This window comes from Vibrio sp. AND4 (assembly GCF_000171815.1).
GTDB lineage: Bacteria > Pseudomonadota > Gammaproteobacteria > Enterobacterales > Vibrionaceae > Vibrio.
The window spans coordinates 291,642-308,862 of the sequence record NZ_ABGR01000002.1; the positions used below are offsets into that span (position 1 = coordinate 291,642).

Genomic DNA, 17,221 nt, shown 5'->3' on the forward strand with positions numbered 1-17,221 from the left:
TCCATAGAATATTAAAGGAGCTTTTGACGCTCCTTTAATAGTCTTGCCAACGCCACTATTGTACGCCTAACCTTGCTTCGCAGCCAAAACACGTTCAACCGTGTCGACAATCGCTTGCGTTTGTGGGTCAAATTCTACATTGACCTTAGCTCCGACTTGGCGACAACCAAACAAAGTTCTTTCCAACGTCTCTGGAATTAAATGAACAGAGAAACTGTTGTTTGCAACTTCACCAATGGTCAAAGAACACCCGTCTAGGCCGATATAACCTTTGGCAAGCACGTACTTCATTGATTCTTGTGGCAGTGTGAACCAAATCGTACGATTGTTTGGTGTATCTATCACTTCCGAGATTTCAGCCATCAAGCTGATGTGGCCCGACATGCTGTGACCACCAATCTCATCACCAAACTTAGCCGCGCGCTCAATATTTACGTAGTCACCCTCTATCAGGTTACCAAGGTTAGTCAAAGTGAGGGTTGCTTGCATTAGGTCAAAGCTGATTTGAGTCCCTTCGATTTTGGTGACAGTGAGACAACAACCGTTGTGCGCAACAGAAGCGCCGATCTCTAGCCCCTCATTCAATGCCTCCTCGATCTCTAATATATGTGTTTGAAAACGATCTTTCTTGTCGATATTGACAACTTTAGCCTTACCTTGAACGATTCCTGTAAACATTCTTTTTACCTATTGGTTAGAAGCGACTGATAGCCAAGACAAACGTCCGCTGATGGTTTATGTAACTAGCCAATAAACTATCTATCAATTAGCCCAAATATCACGCGTTATGGGTATGGTATCGAAGCAGACAATTGTTTATCATCTGCGCGGAGTTCCTTCGAGGCATTTTTTCACCTTATAGTGACTAAAATCAACCATCAGATCAGTTCATCACATCTTTTGTCCTCAAGCACTCCCTATCTTTTCAAACAATGTCTTTTACAACATACAGTTCCTCTCTGGAGTATTTCGTGCATCGCTATAAAGAAGAAGCATCGAGTCTTATTAAATTAGCAACCCCTGTGTTGATCGCTTCTGTCGCGCAAACGGGGATGGGCTTTGTCGATACCGTCATGGCCGGTGGCGTCAGTGCCACAGATATGGCAGCGGTATCGGTAGCTGCAAGTATCTGGCTTCCATCAATACTGTTTGGTGTGGGCTTATTAATGGCACTTGTACCAGTGGTCGCTCAACTTAATGGTTCAGGTCGACGTGTAAAAATCCCCTTTGAGATCCAACAAGGTATAGTTCTTGCGCTACTCATTAGTATTCCAATTATTGGCGTACTGTTCCAAACGCAATTCATACTTGAATTGATGGATGTTGAAGCGGTGATGACAGAAAAGACTATTGGCTATATCCACGCAGTGATCTTTGCGGTTCCCGCATTCTTGTTGTTCCAAACTTTACGCAGTTTTACAGATGGTATGTCACTGACCAAACCCGCTATGTTCATCGGCTTTGTTGGGTTGATGCTAAACATTCCGCTTAACTGGATTTTCGTTTATGGCAAGTTTGGTGCACCTGCACTTGGTGGTGTGGGCTGTGGTGTTGCAACAACAATAGTGTATTGGATAATGTTCGGTTTGCTGTTGCTTTACGTTACCACGTCTGCACGCCTCAAAAGCATCAACTTATTCGGCGAATTTCACAAGCCCCAGATTAAAGCTCAAATTCGTTTATTCAAACTGGGCTTTCCGGTCGCTGCTGCTTTGTTCTTTGAAGTAACACTGTTTGCGGTGGTTGCACTCTTGGTTTCCCCGTTGGGGCCCATCATTGTCGCTGCTCACCAAGTCGCCATTAACTTCTCTTCACTTGTATTCATGCTTCCAATGAGCGTGGGCGCAGCAGTAAGTATCCGAGTGGGTCACCGATTGGGTGAAGAGAACGTCGATGGAGCACGCGTTGCTTCTCGTGTTGGTGTTATCGTTGGTCTGGTGCTTGCGATGATAACAGCCATACTAACGGTTCTCTTTCGAGAGCAGATTGCCCTGCTTTACACAAACAGCCCAGAGGTTGTTGAACTTGCGATGGTGCTATTGTTGTTTGCCGCAATTTACCAGTGTACCGATGCGGTACAAGTAATTGCTGCCGGTGCATTGCGTGGCTACAAAGATATGCGTGCTATCTTCAACCGAACCTTCATTGCATACTGGTTACTTGGGCTACCTATCGGCTATGTACTTGGCCGCACAGATTGGGTTGTCGAGCCTATGGGTGCACAAGGTTTTTGGCTAGGCTTTATTATTGGCCTGTCTTCGGCAGCGTTTCTATTGGGTATCCGCTTACGCTGGATGCATCGTCAGGCTCCAGAGGTACAATTGAACTTCTCTCAGCATTGATTTAAGTTCAAAACTAGCCTTGATAAATACGGGCATTCTAGACTGCTCTATTTCTCGCATTGCTTTAAAGCCAGCATACGCTGGCTTTTTTGATCGCTCACCTTGATCACAAAGTATACCCATTTAGGTGATTAATAAGGAAACGCTGTGAGAACTTCACTTACCGTAACAATGTTTGTGCTATTGGTAACCATGCTTAGTGGGTGCTCGAAATGGTTCACCCCTGAGAAAGCATTGTTTGAGAAATACAACCAACGCCTTGCGAACGTACTCGAAGTATCGGGATCCGAGCTCCCTCCCTCACCTGCGGTCAGTATTCCCGACAAACGCGAGCTTTTTCAGGAGCTTCCTCGTCTCTCACTCGGCTTACTCGAAAGCTATCAACTGCGCCAATGTGGTCTGTTCAATTTAATTGCAGAAAAGAATTCGCAGCTCGGTAAAGTTCAAGATGCCTTTTATGACTTTGACTACCAAACCACCTTACTTAGAACGTTGGATGTATGCTTGAATGACTACCCATTAAATGATGAGGAAAGCACAAAACTGATTGGACTCTACGACAAAAAATGGCACCACTTTATTGTGCACCTCGACAACATGTTACTGACCAGTGACGCAATGCGTAAACAGATGTCGGGCGCCTCTTGGCTGCCCCTCAAAAGCAAAGCTCACGTTGCGCACGTGCGTGACACTTTTTTAGTGTTGGACGCTATGTATCAAACTCCTCACCGCACCCTTTCACGCCTCCCGGATGCCACTGTCGTTGACTATCAGGAAGGAATGGAAAAATCACGTGTCGTTGGTCGTCTGTATTATACACTCGTCGATGCAACTCACTGGCTGGATAAAACGACGCAGATGCTTGAGGCCAACCAGAAAAAAATCTTGTGTCTTCCCAACCGTGACACCACACAGTTCCGATATTTGAAAAATGTATTTCAATCTATCTATGTAGCAGAAGTCCAGCCATACATGGCATTTATTGATGGAACTTACCAGCAGTTGGAGGACGGGATTCGTTTAGTCGAGAGAAGAATGTCGGCACATGGAGTGAGATACGGTATTGACGAAGCGCACTTACAATTCCGACAAAAGACGTTAGAACACGTACAATTTTGGAAAAACTTATTTAAACGTTGCGGTGTCACTGTTGGTAACCAAAAAAATTAAGCTATCGCGACCTACTCATAGTGAGATGCGCTCTCTTAAGTAGCGTGCAAATCTTGGCTTTCCATTATGAGTATAGCCGTTATGCCGAAACGTAATTGTAGAGCCAACTGTTGGTGGTGACTTCCTCATTTCATCGGTGAAACCGCTGCCAATATAGAATTCTGTCCCATCCGGTAACTGAACGAGCATTGCCCCCATCATTCCAATGAGTCTACCCGTACCAGGCTTGTAACCTATAACAACAGCTTCTGCATCTTTAAAGCGCTTTAATTTGAGTAAGTCACTGCTTCTTCCTGCTTGATAGCGACTTGATACTTTCCGCAGCATTACGCCTTCGCCGTCATATTGCGAAATCCGGTCGAGCTGCTCAAACAAATTCATCTCACTTTGAATTGCATGATGCTCAACGTACCTAATGTGATTGGCATTCATCGCCGACACTAAATGTTTAATAACGTCGTATCGCTGTTGGTAATTACCCTCCGCATAAGGCATATCAAACAACATAAAATTGATACGTTGCCATGCCCTTTCGATTGGTATTTTATCCAACACCGTTTGTTGGACAAGATGGAAGTTTCCTCGCCCTGCCCACAATTCACCGTCCAAAGGGTAATCGGGTAAAACATCAGTGAACCACTTGGGTGCGTTGATACGATTGCCATTACGAGTAACCAAATGTAGCCCCGTCCAGTAAGCTCTTATGCCATCCAGTTTCTCACTATACCAATATTGAGATACATCGATTCCGTCTTGATAAGAATCGGCGAGTAAAACAGGCGGAGGGATATTTGGCTCAGCTCGCGACTGCGCGGATAGTGTTACTGCGAGTGCAATCAACGTCATTCTTAATGGCATGGAAGTCCTTAAACAATTCAACAATTCAACAATTCAACCTGATCATTGAATCGCATCTTTCGGTAAACATCTAACTGCATTTGGCTATCTTCGATCCATAACAATGCAAAGTGGTAATAGGATGCAAGTGCATGCACAAAGTTCGACAGATCTGGCATTTTTAAGCGTAGATTTATGGGTTTATTTGATTCTCAAATTGAGAATAAGCTTATTCTCAAAATGAAACCCTTCTAGTCTGTACCTTAACCCTCTGTTTTTTATGATTATTAATAATTGGCACAGTCTCTGCTCTGTCAGACCTAAGCAATATTCAAAATGGAGAATAAGCGATGGAATTACGTAAGCAAGAAACCAATGCAAATACGCTAACTATCGAATTTTTTGGTGATTTGGATGCCAAAGGTTGCCGTCAAGCCCAGCACCAGATTGATGAAGTAATTCACACTGATCACCATAAAGAGGTTGAAATCAGCCTGCAACATGTCCAATTTCTTGATTCTTCAGGGATTGGTGCCATTGTTTATCTATATAAGCGCCTAGTTGAACGTGAACGCAGTATGAGTATCGAAAACGCATCGGGACAGCCGCTAGAAATCATGAGTCTGTTACGTATCAATCATGCAATTCCGGTCAACTCAAAAGGTCATTAAGAAACCGGTGAATACGGAGGTTGGCATGGTAAGATCTTTTCGACAATGCGTAATAGTCACGCTCGCGGTCGTCATTTTTGGTTGCTCAACATTTAACTACCCCGAGCATGGTCAGGGCGGGATGGCGGAAAGCTACCAAGATATTTCAATCGAGAACTACCAATTTTCGCCCGTAATGCCAGACGAACCTCTTGGGCCAGAACACGGTTTACGCTTCGATTGGCAGCTCACCAAATTACATTTGGATGCACTAATACAAGAGGGAGCACGCTGGTGTTTCCCCGCCGCGGTCGTACAGGCATTACAAAAACAAAACCGGATTGCTCGTGAGCTCGAAGGTGGGTTAATGCTGGATGCCGCTAACGACATTGTGATACAGCGTCGCCGACTCAACCTACTCGAACAGCAACTAGACTATGTGCTGTCACAAACCACCTGTAAACCACCGCAGGATATAGAAGCGTTTCGAAACGATCTCAGTATCGTCGCCAATATTTACGACCTGCTCAACGTAGACAACCAGTTCGCAATCGACTCTGCAGAAATCAACCCTAAATATATGGGCCACCTAGCCGAAGCCGCTTATATTCTACGAGACCACCCTTACCTTTCACTGGTTGTAACAGGACACGCTGACGCCACCGGCACACCAGAGTACAACTCGCAGCTCGCACAAAACCGAGCAGAGCAAGTGAAACGCTACTTGACTGTATTTGGTATCACCTCCGACCGTGTACAAACGAAATCTGTCGGCGAATCGCTACCCTTGTACGAAGGACAAACGCCCGGTGTGCGTCTAACCAATCGCCGTGTCAGCATTGAAGTACTCAGCGGGCAGTCTGACACTGGGGCAGAGATGGATACGGGAGAGTCATTATGAGCATTCTTAGAGCGTTCTTTCTCATTGTGATACTGGGCTTGCTCGCCACAAACTTTGCGAATGCTTCACAGGATGATGTCGTTAAAGTCGGTGACTTGGTTCAAATCAACCTTCCCGGAGAAACCTCTTTAAACAAAGGCTTCCAGGTCGACAAACGTGGTCGAATCAACTTGCCCGAAATTGGGCCAGTGCTTGTTGCTGGTTATAACGAGGCTCAATTACAAAGCGTCATTTTAGATAATCTCAAAACCGCATTTAAAGATGTAGGCAGTGTACGTGTGTTCGTTAAAGAACAGCAGTTACTTGTATCTGTACAAGGTTATGTGGTCAAACCGGGGGAATACACTCTGCCCTCTGGCTCTAACATCCAGATGTTCCTTTATAAAGCTGGAGGCCTCCGTGCTGGTGCCCAATTAGACAAAATCATCGTAAAGCGAGGCAACAAGAATATAGAATTTGACTATAAACGTTTTCTCGATTCGGGTGATGATTCACAATTGCCAACGTTGAAATCTTTAGATGTTCTTTTTGTCCCGGCTTCACCACTAGTGGGTAATATCGAGCAAGAGTTCGATGCAGCGAAACTGGCAAACTCTGGTGACAGTGCAGATTCTGCTCGTGCGATTAAAGTTTTTGGCGAGGTAAACGCACCCGGCTCATTCACTTATAGGCCGAATACAACCCTCGTTGATGTGGTGATGCGCGCTGGGGGGGTTACTCGCTATGCCAGTGTTGAGCAAATTCGTGTCATCACGGACAACAAACCAATGATGTTTAACCTAAAACGCTATTTAGACACCGGTGATCAAAACTTACTTCCAGAAATTCTACCAGGCGCTACTATTTTTGTACCTAAACAAGAAGAGGAAATAAAATCCGGAGCAAACGTGGTTTATGTTATGGGTGAAGTTGCTCATCCCGGCGCGTATGAAGGCAAAAAAGGCGCGAGTTTCATGGATATTCTCGCCAACGCCGGAGGGCCAACCCGCTTTGCTGAATCTCGTCAAATTCGCGTAATAAAAGCTGACGGTGATGTGATCAACTTTGACCTAACGGCCCACACCGAAGGCTTGTCAAAACAACGTGTTCCTGTGGTCGGCCCAGGCGATGCGATATTTGTACCAGAGAAAACCGATATGAACGAAAAATCGTGGCTCAAAGTAGCACCGAGTCGCGCTGTCGCCGTGATGGGTGAAGTCGAGCGCCCCGGGCGCATTGAGTGGTCAAACGAAATGGACTTAATCGATTTAATTGCCCATGTTGGCGGCCCTACTCGCCGCGCAGATACAAGTAAAATTGAGATCGCCAACAATGGGAAGGCCACAACATTCGATTTGGACAAATACATACTTCAAGGGTCGCCACAGTCTAAATTACCCAGTGTATCTGCAGGCACGGTTGTTCGTATTCATGCGCTCCCCGACGACCCATCAGACAATAAATCGCAATGGGTGAGCCAAAGTTCTGATGCGTCTATCTACGTATTTGGTCAAATCAATGCACCTGGTCGTTATCGTTTCACAACGGAGATGCACTTCCTTGATATTCTCTCAGCAGCCGACGGACCTACAAAGGATGCTGACATTCACAACATTAGAGTGACACATCGCGGCCTAGGTTACGCTAAAGTCAGTAAACTCAATTTATCACTTTATTTTGAAACTGGTGATGAGTCGATACTGCCGAACGTACGCCCTGGTGATACCATCTATATCCCAGAAAAAAACAAGAACTGGCTAGACCGTTCGAAAGAATCTACGGTCCGTGTGTTGGGTGAGGTCCGCTCTCCGGGTCGCTATGCCTTCAACGACAACATGACTATTCTCGATTTACTCGCTGAAGCAGGCGGACCAAGCGACAGTGCCTACGTCGAAAAGATCAGCGTGGTTAACATGTCCTGCTGCCAAGGTCAGGCGCGTGTGTTCAACTTAGTTGAATTCAGTAAAACCGCCAATATTTACGATCTGCCTGTAATTCGTATGGGCGATACGATTTATGTTCCGCATAAAGACGAAAGCTTTGCTGAAAAGGCCCGCGCTGGTCTACGAGACCTGCTACAAATTACCACCACCATAGTGTTAATAGGAGCGCTGTAATGACCATTCCTGCAACGCATGCTGAAATAGAACAGATCTATCTTCAAAGTGAACTCAAAGGCTACAAGTCTATTTGTGTGCTTGCCTGTCAGTCAGAAGATGGCCTTACATCAATTGCTTCTGCGATTGCAGAACGTTTGATACTTGCGGGTCATAGAACACTTTATGTTGACTTGAACCTTTTCAAGCCAGCCTATAGCACCGTGCATGCCTTCAATGAGGACTCCGAGGAAGTTGGACAGCTGATTGCTCACAAAGAAGATCATCAGATACTCGTTGGGTTAACGGCGCCTGTTCTTGCACGCACACAGCTTACCTACCGCGATCCAGCAATGCTTCGTCGTGTGGTTGATACCTGGCTCGAGCAGTACGATCGAGTGGTCATTGATACCTCTCCTATACTTAGCATCAATCGAAGCAATATTCCCGCGCAGGTTGTCGCAGGTGTCTGCAATGCTTGTGTATTGGTTGCCTGCTATGGCTCAACCACTACCAAACAAATAACCCAAGCTAAAGCGCTACTAGATACAAGTAACGCAAACCTCTTAGGTGCAGTTTTAAACATGAAACATCATGTGAGCTTGAAAGATGAACTCATTATCCGTATTAACAAACTGAGCTTTATATCCGAAACGCTCAAAGCAAAAATATCTCAACAAATAAGAAGTAGTGAATTGTTTACCCTATAGGGAGAGCACGCCATGGATACTAAAACAAACACGGCGTTGGAGCCTGAGTTAGTTGATGAGTTAATTCTTCAACAAATGGTCAAAGATACGTGTGCGGATATCATGCCCACTTTAATCGAACATTACATTGATGAGTCGCGCGAGCGTGTTAAAAAGATACAGCAAGCATTAACGAACCAAGACAAAGAAATGTTGGAGTTTGAAGTACACACTCTAGGCAGTTCGGCACTTGCCCTAGGCAATCGGACCCTCTCTCGACATGCAAGAGAGATAGAAAGACACTGTGTTGAAGGTGACTCAGAACTCGCTTTCACTGCCTGCCACTTATTACCAGAGCTCGCGGAACAGTCATTTATCGCGCTAAACCAAAGAAAAGAGCGAGGTTTTGAAGACTAGGTATGGGCTAACGAATTTCGTCCACCAAATTCGTAAACTTTCTGCAATCGTTACTGCTTGTGCTAATACTTAAATATAAAGATTCTCAAAATGAGAAACACATAGAAACAATCAGCTTGAGGTAACAACGTTCGATTCATCATCAATTCATATATCTCAAGTCGACTTAGCACACGACAACAACAAATTAAACAAGTTGGGAAAGGATTATGAGACCAAGGGTATTATTGGTAGAAGACTCTACCTCATTGGCTATACTGTACAAACAATACGTTAAAGATGAACCTTACGATATCTTCCACGTGGAAACGGGGCGTGAAGCCATACAGTTCATTGACCGAGACAAACCGCAACTTATTATTCTCGACCTAAAACTGCCTGATATGTCCGGAGAAGAAGTTCTTGACTGGATCAATGAACGTGAGATTCCGACTTCAGTCATTATCGCTACAGCACATGGCAGCGTTGATTTAGCCGTCAACCTTATTCAAAAAGGGGCAGATGATTTCTTAGAAAAACCCATCAATGCTGACCGTTTGAAAACCTCCGTTGCTTTGCACTTAAAACGCGCCAAACTCGAGAGTCTGGTCGAGAATATCCAGTCCACGTTCGATCGCCGCTTTTATCATGGGTTTATTGGCTCTAGTCTCATAATGCAAGCCGTGTACAAAACCATTGATGCCGTTGCTCCAACCTCCGCTAACGTGTTTATCGTTGGTGAAAGTGGAACGGGGAAAGAAGTGTGCGCAGAGGCGGTCCACCAGCAAAGCGATCGTAGAGATAAGCCTTTCATCGCGATTAATTGCGGCGCAATCCCTCGAGATTTGATGGAGAGTGAAATGTTCGGTCATGTAAAAGGCGCGTTTACTGGCGCAACCACTGACCGTAAAGGCGCAGCTACACTTGCACATGGGGGGACGCTTTTCCTGGACGAACTTTGTGAAATGGAACTTGATATGCAGAAAAAGTTGTTACGCTTTCTGCAAACAGGAACCTACACGCCGTTAGGTGGCACGAAAGAAATGAAGGCCAATGTCCGTATTATCTGTGCCACCAACCGAGACCCTCTAATGGAATTGGAACAGGGACGTTTTCGTGAAGACTTGTATTATCGCGTGCATGTTGTTCCTATTGTACTGCCCCCACTTCGAGAAAGAGGCAGTGATATTGTCACTCTAGCTAAACACTTTCTACTCACTTATGCCAAGCAAGATAAGAAGAAATTCAGGCACATTGATAAAGACGCTCAGCGAGTGATAAGAAACTATTCTTGGCCCGGGAACGTACGTCAACTACAAAACATCATTCGTAACATTGTAGTTTTGAACAATGAGGACAAGGTGTCGTTACAACACTTACCAGTTCAACTTACTAATAAGCCTAAGAAATCACAATCTACAGTAGCATCTAACGCTGGAGGTGGAATAGAAATGAATCTGGCCACCGAACAAAATGAACCAGTCCAAACCGTTTTTGTACCACCGCAAGCAACAAATGCAGTTATTTCTTTTGCTGGGTCAGAAATATCCGCCACACAAAGGGATTCTGTCTATTTCAATTCGGACGGTACGATACGCCCAATGTGGAAAGTGGAACGTGAAGCGATCCAAAACGCGATAGCTTACTGTGATGGAAATGTACTCAATGCCGCTGTGATGCTGGAGCTCAGCCCATCAACGGTTTATCGTAAAAAGCAAGCTTGGGAATCGGATGAAGCTAATCTCGAACAATCATGAGATACCTATGATTGGCGAAGTCTGGATACTGTTGGACAGCGGTATATTTGGCGGAATTGAGAGCCACGTGATTGAACTAAGTCGAGGATTAATGGTTTCGAATGTTCACGTAAGGGTCGTATTGGTATCAGAACACTCACCGCCAACGCCTCTTTTTGGAAAACTCAAGCACGAGAATATCCCTGTCAGTTACCTTTGGCACCTTTGCCCTAAGTCGGAACGCTCCAACGCTATTTCTGTGAAACAAATAACCAGTGCAGTCGCCGAGTATCAACCGAATGTTATTCACACACACGGATACAAAGCTGGGGTATTAGCCAGAAGTGCGAGATTATTTACGCGAACTTTCCCCCGCCTTATTTCGACGTATCACGCAGGTGAAACCCCCAAAGGGAAAGTCTGGTTTTATGACTGGATTGATCGACACTCTGGTCACCTTTCAGACCATTGTTTTTCGGTTAGCCAAACAATACAGCGTAAGGTGCTTACTCAATCAGAATTACTTAATAACTTTGTATCTGTTCCTAAACCTAAGCAGGACTGTCCCTACAAGGAAATTGCTTTTGTTGGTCGCCTTAGCTACGAGAAAGGTGCAGATCAGTTTATGGAAATCGCGCGGCACATTCCTGATTCTTCGTTTTCTATCTATGGTGATGGGCCTGAAAAGTCATCATTGTCTACAAATGCGCCCCCCAATGTGTTTTTTCATGGATACCAAAACGACATGAATGTTGTTTGGAGCAACATCAGCGTTCTCATAATTTCATCCCGCTATGAAGGCTTACCAATGGTGGCTCTGGAGGCAATGGCTCGTGGCATTGTCGTGATCAGCCTTAACGTGGGCCGCCTTCCAGATTTAATCGAAAATGGAAAAAATGGGTTTATTGCAAACGACCTACCCGCGCTCATCAATAGGGTCGATCTCTGGTTGACCATGAGTCACAGTGAACAATACTCGCTGCGTCTACAAGCGATTGAGACCATCAAAAATCACTACTCCACCAGTTGTATCATTCCTATTCTGATTGAGCGTTACCAAATTGAAATAACTGCCTGATGCATATCCATTCTCAAATTGAGAAGGTTCGATCATAGCTTTATCTCTTTCCTTGTTTTCCTTTTAAAAAACATAATTTTAAACCAATGGCATATTTTGGCATCTCGGTTGCAATAGATATATCTCGAAGGTTGGCTTAAAGAGGTAAAGATTGTGACTACTCCAAAAAGTGTTCTTTATGTTCATTATGGGGATAATTGGATTCGTGGCAGTGAAGTTGTGCTGATTGACCTCATTAAGAACATAAACCGTGAACAATACCAGCCCATTGTTTGGACTAACTGTGAGCCTCTGATTGAGAGATGCCGTTCTCTCAAGATCGAAGCGGAATATTCCAATTTTACTCTAGTTGGGGGGTGGAACACACCGCGTTGGGACATCAGTGGATGGAACGATTTGTTAAAGCAAGCGTCGGCATTGATTGAAAAACACAATATAGACCTTGTCCACGTAAACAGTGGTGGTCCTTGTCAGTGGATGTGCTTGGCCTCTCGTATGAACCATATTCCTCTCGTGACTCAACTCCACTGCCATTACACCTTACGCGATCGTCTCTCCCTCGGTCTTCACCTTTCACCAAAATTAATTTGTGTGAGTAAGGATGTTGGACAAGAGATTTTGAAAGACGGTTACCCAGCAGAGTGTCTTCACGTTGTTCACAACGGTGTATCAATAGGACAACAAAGTGCACCGATCGATGTTAAACAGCAGTTGAGTATTCCTCATCAAGCCTTTGTCTTTATTTCAGTTGGATCACTTATAAAGCGTAAAGGTTTTGACCGCTTAATCCATGCAATCCGCATGCACTGCTACCACCAGTACAATCCACATTTGGTGGTCGTCGGTGACGGCGAAGAACGCAATGCATTGACCGCATTAGCGATCGACTTAGGCGTGGAGGACCGCGTTCATTTTGTCGGTGAACAACATAATGCTGAAAGCTGGATGAGAGGCACAGTGGATGCCTTTATCAGCGGCGCTTACCAAGAGGCGTTTGGTCTTGTTCTGGGAGAGGCCGCATTAGCAAATTTGCCAATCATAGCGCCTAATACCGGTGGTATTCCTGAGCTGTTTAAACACAATCATAGCGCTCTACTGTACAAAAACAATAGTATGGCAAGCCTGCTTAACACTATCCAGCAAATTATTCATGATGCACCGCTAAGAGAAAAATTGGCAAAAAACGCAAACCAGCATGCTAAACAAAACCTGAGCGTAGCTGCATCCGTCAAAGCAATTGAAGACATTTACCATCACGAACTATTGCAGAAAGAGCTCAATCTAATGCCTGTTACCCACTGCATTAAACCGCTGTCACGCTGGTTGAACTTTCATTGAGGAGCCCGCCATGAAACGTATATTGATGTTTGATGCCATTCCCATGCTTGGAGGCTCTAAAGTCGCTAACGCAGAGCTAATCAAACAGTGCGAACAACGGGGAGTGATAAGTTATGTTGCAACAACGCACCCTGAGCACTGGACAAAAATCTTTCGTTCAAACTCTCATGTAAAAATAATTAAGCTAAAGCGTTCCCCAATCTCATCACACCATGGTATCAGTTATTGGCTAATGAGCATTTTCTACTTCATGCAACTCTTTTTAGTCACTCTCAAACTACCAAAGTTAGACTGGCTTGTTGGGCTATCTTCTCCCAACAACGACATGCCTTTGTATTTACTTCGTTTGTTTACTCGCAAGCCCATCGTACAAATGGTTCATGGCCTAGTCGGGGTTTCGCGTACTACAGGTTATTGCTTGGTAAAAGCTCATTCAATTTATTACCTAGACAATACCCGTGATTCCATGATTAATGCACTTGCCAAGTACCTGAAAATCCCCAAGCAAGCCGTTTATCAATTCTGGCCAACATTAAACACAAGTTCATTTGTAAACGGTCTTTCCTCTCAGCGTAAATCGAAACAAGCCAATCCTATCTCTCAACGAGTATTCTGGGCGGCTAGTCTATTGAAATGGAAGAACGTTGATTTGCTGGTTGATGCAATAAACCAAGACGAAACGACCAACCTCCAAGCGACCGTATGTTATATCAAACCCAACATCGCTGGTTTTGAATATTCTGAGCCTGACTTGAGCCAACCAAACATTGAGTGGCATGAGTCCCCCGACAACTTAGACGAGCTTCGTGCACAGTGCGGTATCTTTGTCTCAACCAGTGTCAATGAACCTTTTGGGTTATCGATTTTAGAGGCCCTAACTGCGGGTATGTGCGTCGTAATTCCTCATGATGGCAGCTACTGGGATCGTATGCTCATACACGGAAAGAACTGCATGAAATACACCCCCAACGATGCTGCATCACTACACAACGCCATTGTTCTCTTGAATGAATCTCCATGGTTAAAAGTCACGATGGGACTAGAAGCATTGAATGTTGCCAGCCTATACACGGCCGAGCGCTGTTATTTCTCGATTACCCAACAATTGTGTACAAACCCATCTAAAAAAGCGAAAGATAAAACAAGCAAGCGCAACAAAGCCAAGGGATATGACCATGTCTAAAGCAATGACTAACATGTCACTGTTTGCCATTGCGTTGGTGATCAACAAAAGCATCAGTCTCATTATGTTGCCTGTACTCCCGCAATATTTGACTCCAGAGCAAATGGGTAAATTGGAACTGCTCACCTCTATTGGCGTGGTTACCGCATTACTCACAAGTATGGCCATGCACGAGGCACTATATCGATTCGTCAGTGTCGAGAGAGACGATGCTAAAAAGGCAGATATACTCAATCAAATCTACTCATTGTCCGTCTCGATAATCGCTGTGATTGGGTTGGTATTAATACTTCTCATCTTAGTCGCACCCATTCCAAGCCCATTTTCTGAGTTCGAATTTATTGCACTTGTGCTTGCGATAATATTGGAAGGCCCCATTAGCATCGGTACCGCTTGGCTGCGTATGCAAGATGATAAGGCAAAGACGTTACTGTATGTAATGATAACCACCACCTTACTTCAAGCAGTGTTCATTGTTGCTGCCCTATTGATTCATCCTCACGTTATCTCTGTCTTGTTTGGGGGATTACTGGCAGCGGTGGTTCAGTTTATCTGGTTACACATCGTCAACAAGTACAACCTTGTCCTACCCGATTTTATGGTCGCTAAAGAACACCTCAGCTACAGCACTCCAGTCATGATGTCTGCATTGGTCGCATTCTGCTTAAACGGCGCTGAGCGCTGGTTTATTGGCGCGAACGCTTCGCTGGCAACACTTGGCATCTACGCCATTGCTGTAAAGTTTGCCATTGGTATGTGCATTTTAGTGCAACCTTTTGGTATGTGGTGGATGCCTCGACGCTTCTCTTACTTGGAACGCAGGTGTGGTGCAGAAGCGGTGAGAATTTCTCATTTTGGCATGATCTACATTGCAGCGCTTACTGTGTTAGTCGCAACACTTGCTTTTGTTGTCATCAATTATTTTTTGCCTCACACTTACCACCAAGCCGCGCTCTACACCCTATTCCTCTTACCCATAGCCATGCTCAGAGAGTGGTGTGAACTACTGAATATCGCCATCTCTATAAACGCAGAACACGATGGTTATTAGGTATGAATGTCATCGCCGCTGGCATCGCTATTACCTTACTATTCGCCCTCTCTCCCCTTGGCGTTTATGGTGTTTTTATTGCACTTTACTATGCACAACTTGCTAAGTTAATTATGACGCTTGTCATCGGACAGCAATGCATGTTTTTGCCCTTCCATCTAAGTTTGATGGTTGTATTGCAAATAATATCTGGCTCTGCACTGCTCTTGATTCATTCCTCTGAATCGGTCGGCAGTGCAGTCGTAATTTGCATTTTGACGTGCGTTATTTTTGCAGGCATTGCCTGCAAATTCATCCCCAAATGCACACGCGTCGATATTATTTACAAAATAAGGGCTGAGGCGAAAAGAGTAACGTTATGAATATCAATGATGTAAGACCAGTACAAATCACCGCTGCAATTACTATCACTTTATTGATCGCCGCTGCATGGCTAGTATTACCTAATCCGATATTCATCCTAGCCGTATGTTTCGCTCCGCTCCTCATATTGTTCGCGATAAACCAAGCCTTTTGGCTAGTCATCTTATTCGTGATTTTTTCGTTCTTTCGTATTCACGAGGCTTTCCCTGTTATTTACGATTTCAAGCTCCCTTATATCCTGTCTGTCGGGGCGCTAGGGGCAATGTCATTTCATATACTGATTAGCCGACGGCTTGTCGTCTTTTGGCATCCTTCGTTAAAATGGCTAATCATATTTTGGGCATTAGTCATTATCAGTATTGTTTTCGCCTCCTCTCGGGAAATTGCGCTAAACACATTCATGGATAAGTACTGGAAAATTATTCTAATGACCTTAGCGATTACCTGGCTCATCACCACCCCTAAGCAGCTTGCACAGATGTCAAAAGCCATTATGGTTGCGGGCTTATTAGTTGGGCTCGTTGCCCTTTATAACGCAAGCAATGGCATTGATATCGTCGAGGGCACACGTGTATCAATTGGTCGTTCATTTGGTTCTATGCTCGGCGATCCAAATGACTTAGCTCTCGTGTTGTTGTTTCCGCTTGCTTTTGCAATTAGTCAGTTGGTCGAGAAGCGCTCATCTTTGTGGTTACGTGGGTTTGCGATAATTACTTGTCTCATATTATCTCTTTCGATCCTTGAAACACAAAGCCGAGGAGGCTTGTTAGGCGCCCTGTCTATTTTTTGTTATTTTGCATCCAAACATGTCAAGTGCAAGACGATGTTACTTGTCCTCACCTTAGCGGCAACATTAACGTTGTATATAGTCGCAGGTATTAACGGACGCGCTTCAGGTGGCGCGACTGAAGTAGGGATTGATGCATCCGCAATGGGACGGCTTTATGCATGGGAAGCCGCGTTCAAAATGGCACTCGATAATCCACTCACTGGTGTTGGTTTAGATAATTTCTATCCTAACTATTTTTTCTACAGCCCCCACTGGGACGGTATCAACCACGCAGTTCATAGCACTTGGTTTGGCGTACTAGCCGAGACCGGTTTTATTGGACTGGCCGTCTTCATTGCTTTGATGGTCTCTCTTATAAAAACATCATTACATTCAATGTCACTTCTAAATAGGAGTTCAGACGTCAGCCTATCTGTTGGGGCAAACGCTATACTCGGTGGGCTTATCGGTATTATTGTATCTGGGACTTTCCTTACACAGGGCTTTATTTGGCCCATTTACATCCTCGCAGCACTGACGATTGTCGTAAACCGTATTGTTCAAACTGATTTTCAAAATGAGAAACTTGAACCTTCCCAAAATCAGAAGTGATATAAGTCATTATTTTAAAAGGCATTACTCT

The 17,221-nt window shown here is 44.6% G+C and carries 14 protein-coding genes and 1 pseudogene; 13 read left to right on the plus strand and 2 right to left on the minus strand.

All coding sequences use genetic code 11. The annotated features are described in order from the left end of the window. Positions 1-66: 66 nt before the first annotated feature. The gene (locus AND4_RS04050) at positions 67-678 is read right to left on the minus strand and encodes a riboflavin synthase (protein ID WP_009841632.1); all 612 of its coding nucleotides are present in this window, start codon (positions 676-678) and stop codon (positions 67-69) included. 293 nt (positions 679-971) lie between these two features. On the opposite strand from AND4_RS04050, the gene AND4_RS04055 reads away from it, so the two are divergent. Both AND4_RS04055 and AND4_RS04060 read left to right on the plus strand, forming a co-directional pair. Further along, positions 972-2,342, plus strand: coding sequence for an MATE family efflux transporter (locus AND4_RS04055; RefSeq protein ID WP_009841633.1), 1,371 nt, complete (start codon positions 972-974; stop codon positions 2,340-2,342). A 147-nt stretch (positions 2,343-2,489) separates the two neighbouring features. Further along, a complete protein-coding gene (locus tag AND4_RS04060) occupies positions 2,490-3,512 on the plus strand; it encodes a DUF3080 domain-containing protein (protein ID WP_009841634.1) in 1,023 nt (340 codons plus the stop codon). Between the two features lie 15 nt (positions 3,513-3,527). On the opposite strand, the gene AND4_RS04065 is transcribed toward AND4_RS04060, so the two are convergent. After that, entirely contained in the window at positions 3,528-4,370 is an 843-nt protein-coding gene (locus AND4_RS04065) for a DNA ligase (RefSeq protein WP_009841635.1), read from the minus strand. A gap of 329 nt (positions 4,371-4,699) precedes the next feature. Here AND4_RS04065 and AND4_RS04070 point away from each other — a divergent pair, with 329 nt between their 5' ends. The 11 genes and pseudogenes from AND4_RS04070 to AND4_RS04120 all read left to right on the plus strand — a co-directional run bounded on the left by AND4_RS04070 (position 4,700) and on the right by AND4_RS04120 (position 17,190). Then, positions 4,700-5,020 carry an STAS domain-containing protein gene (locus AND4_RS04070; protein WP_009841636.1) on the plus strand — a complete coding sequence of 107 codons (321 nt, stop codon included), beginning with the start codon at positions 4,700-4,702 and terminating at the stop codon, positions 5,018-5,020. 25 nt (positions 5,021-5,045) lie between these two features. Next, entirely contained in the window at positions 5,046-5,900 is an 855-nt protein-coding gene (locus AND4_RS04075; RefSeq protein WP_043991445.1) for an OmpA family protein, read from the plus strand. Further along, complete coding sequence (locus tag AND4_RS04080) at positions 5,897-7,996, plus strand: SLBB domain-containing protein (RefSeq protein ID WP_009841638.1); 2,100 nt, start codon at positions 5,897-5,899, stop codon at positions 7,994-7,996. The genes AND4_RS04075 and AND4_RS04080 overlap by 4 nt, the downstream gene beginning before the upstream one ends. Next, the gene (locus AND4_RS04085; RefSeq protein WP_009841639.1) at positions 7,996-8,685 is read left to right on the plus strand and encodes an AAA family ATPase; all 690 of its coding nucleotides are present in this window, start codon (positions 7,996-7,998) and stop codon (positions 8,683-8,685) included. The genes AND4_RS04080 and AND4_RS04085 overlap by 1 nt, the downstream gene beginning before the upstream one ends. Positions 8,686-8,697: 12 nt before the next feature. Then, on the plus strand, positions 8,698-9,081 hold the full coding sequence (locus AND4_RS04090; RefSeq protein ID WP_009841640.1) for an Hpt domain-containing protein: 384 nt from the start codon (positions 8,698-8,700) through the stop codon (positions 9,079-9,081). Between the two features lie 209 nt (positions 9,082-9,290). Continuing rightward, positions 9,291-10,817 carry a sigma-54 dependent transcriptional regulator gene (locus AND4_RS04095; RefSeq protein ID WP_009841641.1) on the plus strand — a complete coding sequence of 509 codons (1,527 nt, stop codon included), beginning with the start codon at positions 9,291-9,293 and terminating at the stop codon, positions 10,815-10,817. After that, entirely contained in the window at positions 10,792-11,874 is a 1,083-nt protein-coding gene (locus AND4_RS04100; protein WP_043991447.1) for a glycosyltransferase, read from the plus strand. Before AND4_RS04095 ends, AND4_RS04100 begins: the two co-directional genes overlap by 26 nt. A 153-nt stretch (positions 11,875-12,027) precedes the next feature. Further along, complete coding sequence (locus AND4_RS04105) at positions 12,028-13,212, plus strand: glycosyltransferase (protein WP_009841643.1); 1,185 nt, start codon at positions 12,028-12,030, stop codon at positions 13,210-13,212. Between the two features lie 10 nt (positions 13,213-13,222). Beyond that, positions 13,223-14,395, plus strand: coding sequence for a glycosyltransferase family 4 protein (locus AND4_RS04110; protein ID WP_009841644.1), 1,173 nt, complete (start codon positions 13,223-13,225; stop codon positions 14,393-14,395). Then, a pseudogene (locus AND4_RS04115) lies at positions 14,388-15,808 on the plus strand (lipopolysaccharide biosynthesis protein). The gene AND4_RS04110 and the pseudogene AND4_RS04115 overlap by 8 nt, the downstream one beginning before the upstream one ends. After that, entirely contained in the window at positions 15,805-17,190 is a 1,386-nt protein-coding gene (locus AND4_RS04120) for an O-antigen ligase family protein (RefSeq protein WP_009841647.1), read from the plus strand. The pseudogene AND4_RS04115 and the gene AND4_RS04120 overlap by 4 nt, the downstream one beginning before the upstream one ends. The last annotated feature ends 31 nt before the right edge of the window (positions 17,191-17,221 follow it).

Coding starts and splice junctions, on each gene's coding strand:
- AND4_RS04100 (WP_043991447.1), top strand. CDS start 10,792: ATGAAGCTAATCTCGAACAATCATGAGATACCTATGATTGGCGAAGTC.
- AND4_RS04110 (WP_009841644.1), top strand. CDS start 13,223: ATGAAACGTATATTGATGTTTGATGCCATTCCCATGCTTGGAGGCTCT.
- AND4_RS04095 (WP_009841641.1), top strand. CDS start 9,291: ATGAGACCAAGGGTATTATTGGTAGAAGACTCTACCTCATTGGCTATA.
- AND4_RS04120 (WP_009841647.1), top strand. CDS start 15,805: ATGAATATCAATGATGTAAGACCAGTACAAATCACCGCTGCAATTACT.
- AND4_RS04050 (WP_009841632.1), bottom strand. CDS start 678: ATGTTTACAGGAATCGTTCAAGGTAAGGCTAAAGTTGTCAATATCGAC.
- AND4_RS04085 (WP_009841639.1), top strand. CDS start 7,996: ATGACCATTCCTGCAACGCATGCTGAAATAGAACAGATCTATCTTCAA.
- AND4_RS04075 (WP_043991445.1), top strand. CDS start 5,046: ATGGTAAGATCTTTTCGACAATGCGTAATAGTCACGCTCGCGGTCGTC.
- AND4_RS04080 (WP_009841638.1), top strand. CDS start 5,897: ATGAGCATTCTTAGAGCGTTCTTTCTCATTGTGATACTGGGCTTGCTC.
- AND4_RS04065 (WP_009841635.1), bottom strand. CDS start 4,370: ATGCCATTAAGAATGACGTTGATTGCACTCGCAGTAACACTATCCGCG.
- AND4_RS04090 (WP_009841640.1), top strand. CDS start 8,698: ATGGATACTAAAACAAACACGGCGTTGGAGCCTGAGTTAGTTGATGAG.
- AND4_RS04070 (WP_009841636.1), top strand. CDS start 4,700: ATGGAATTACGTAAGCAAGAAACCAATGCAAATACGCTAACTATCGAA.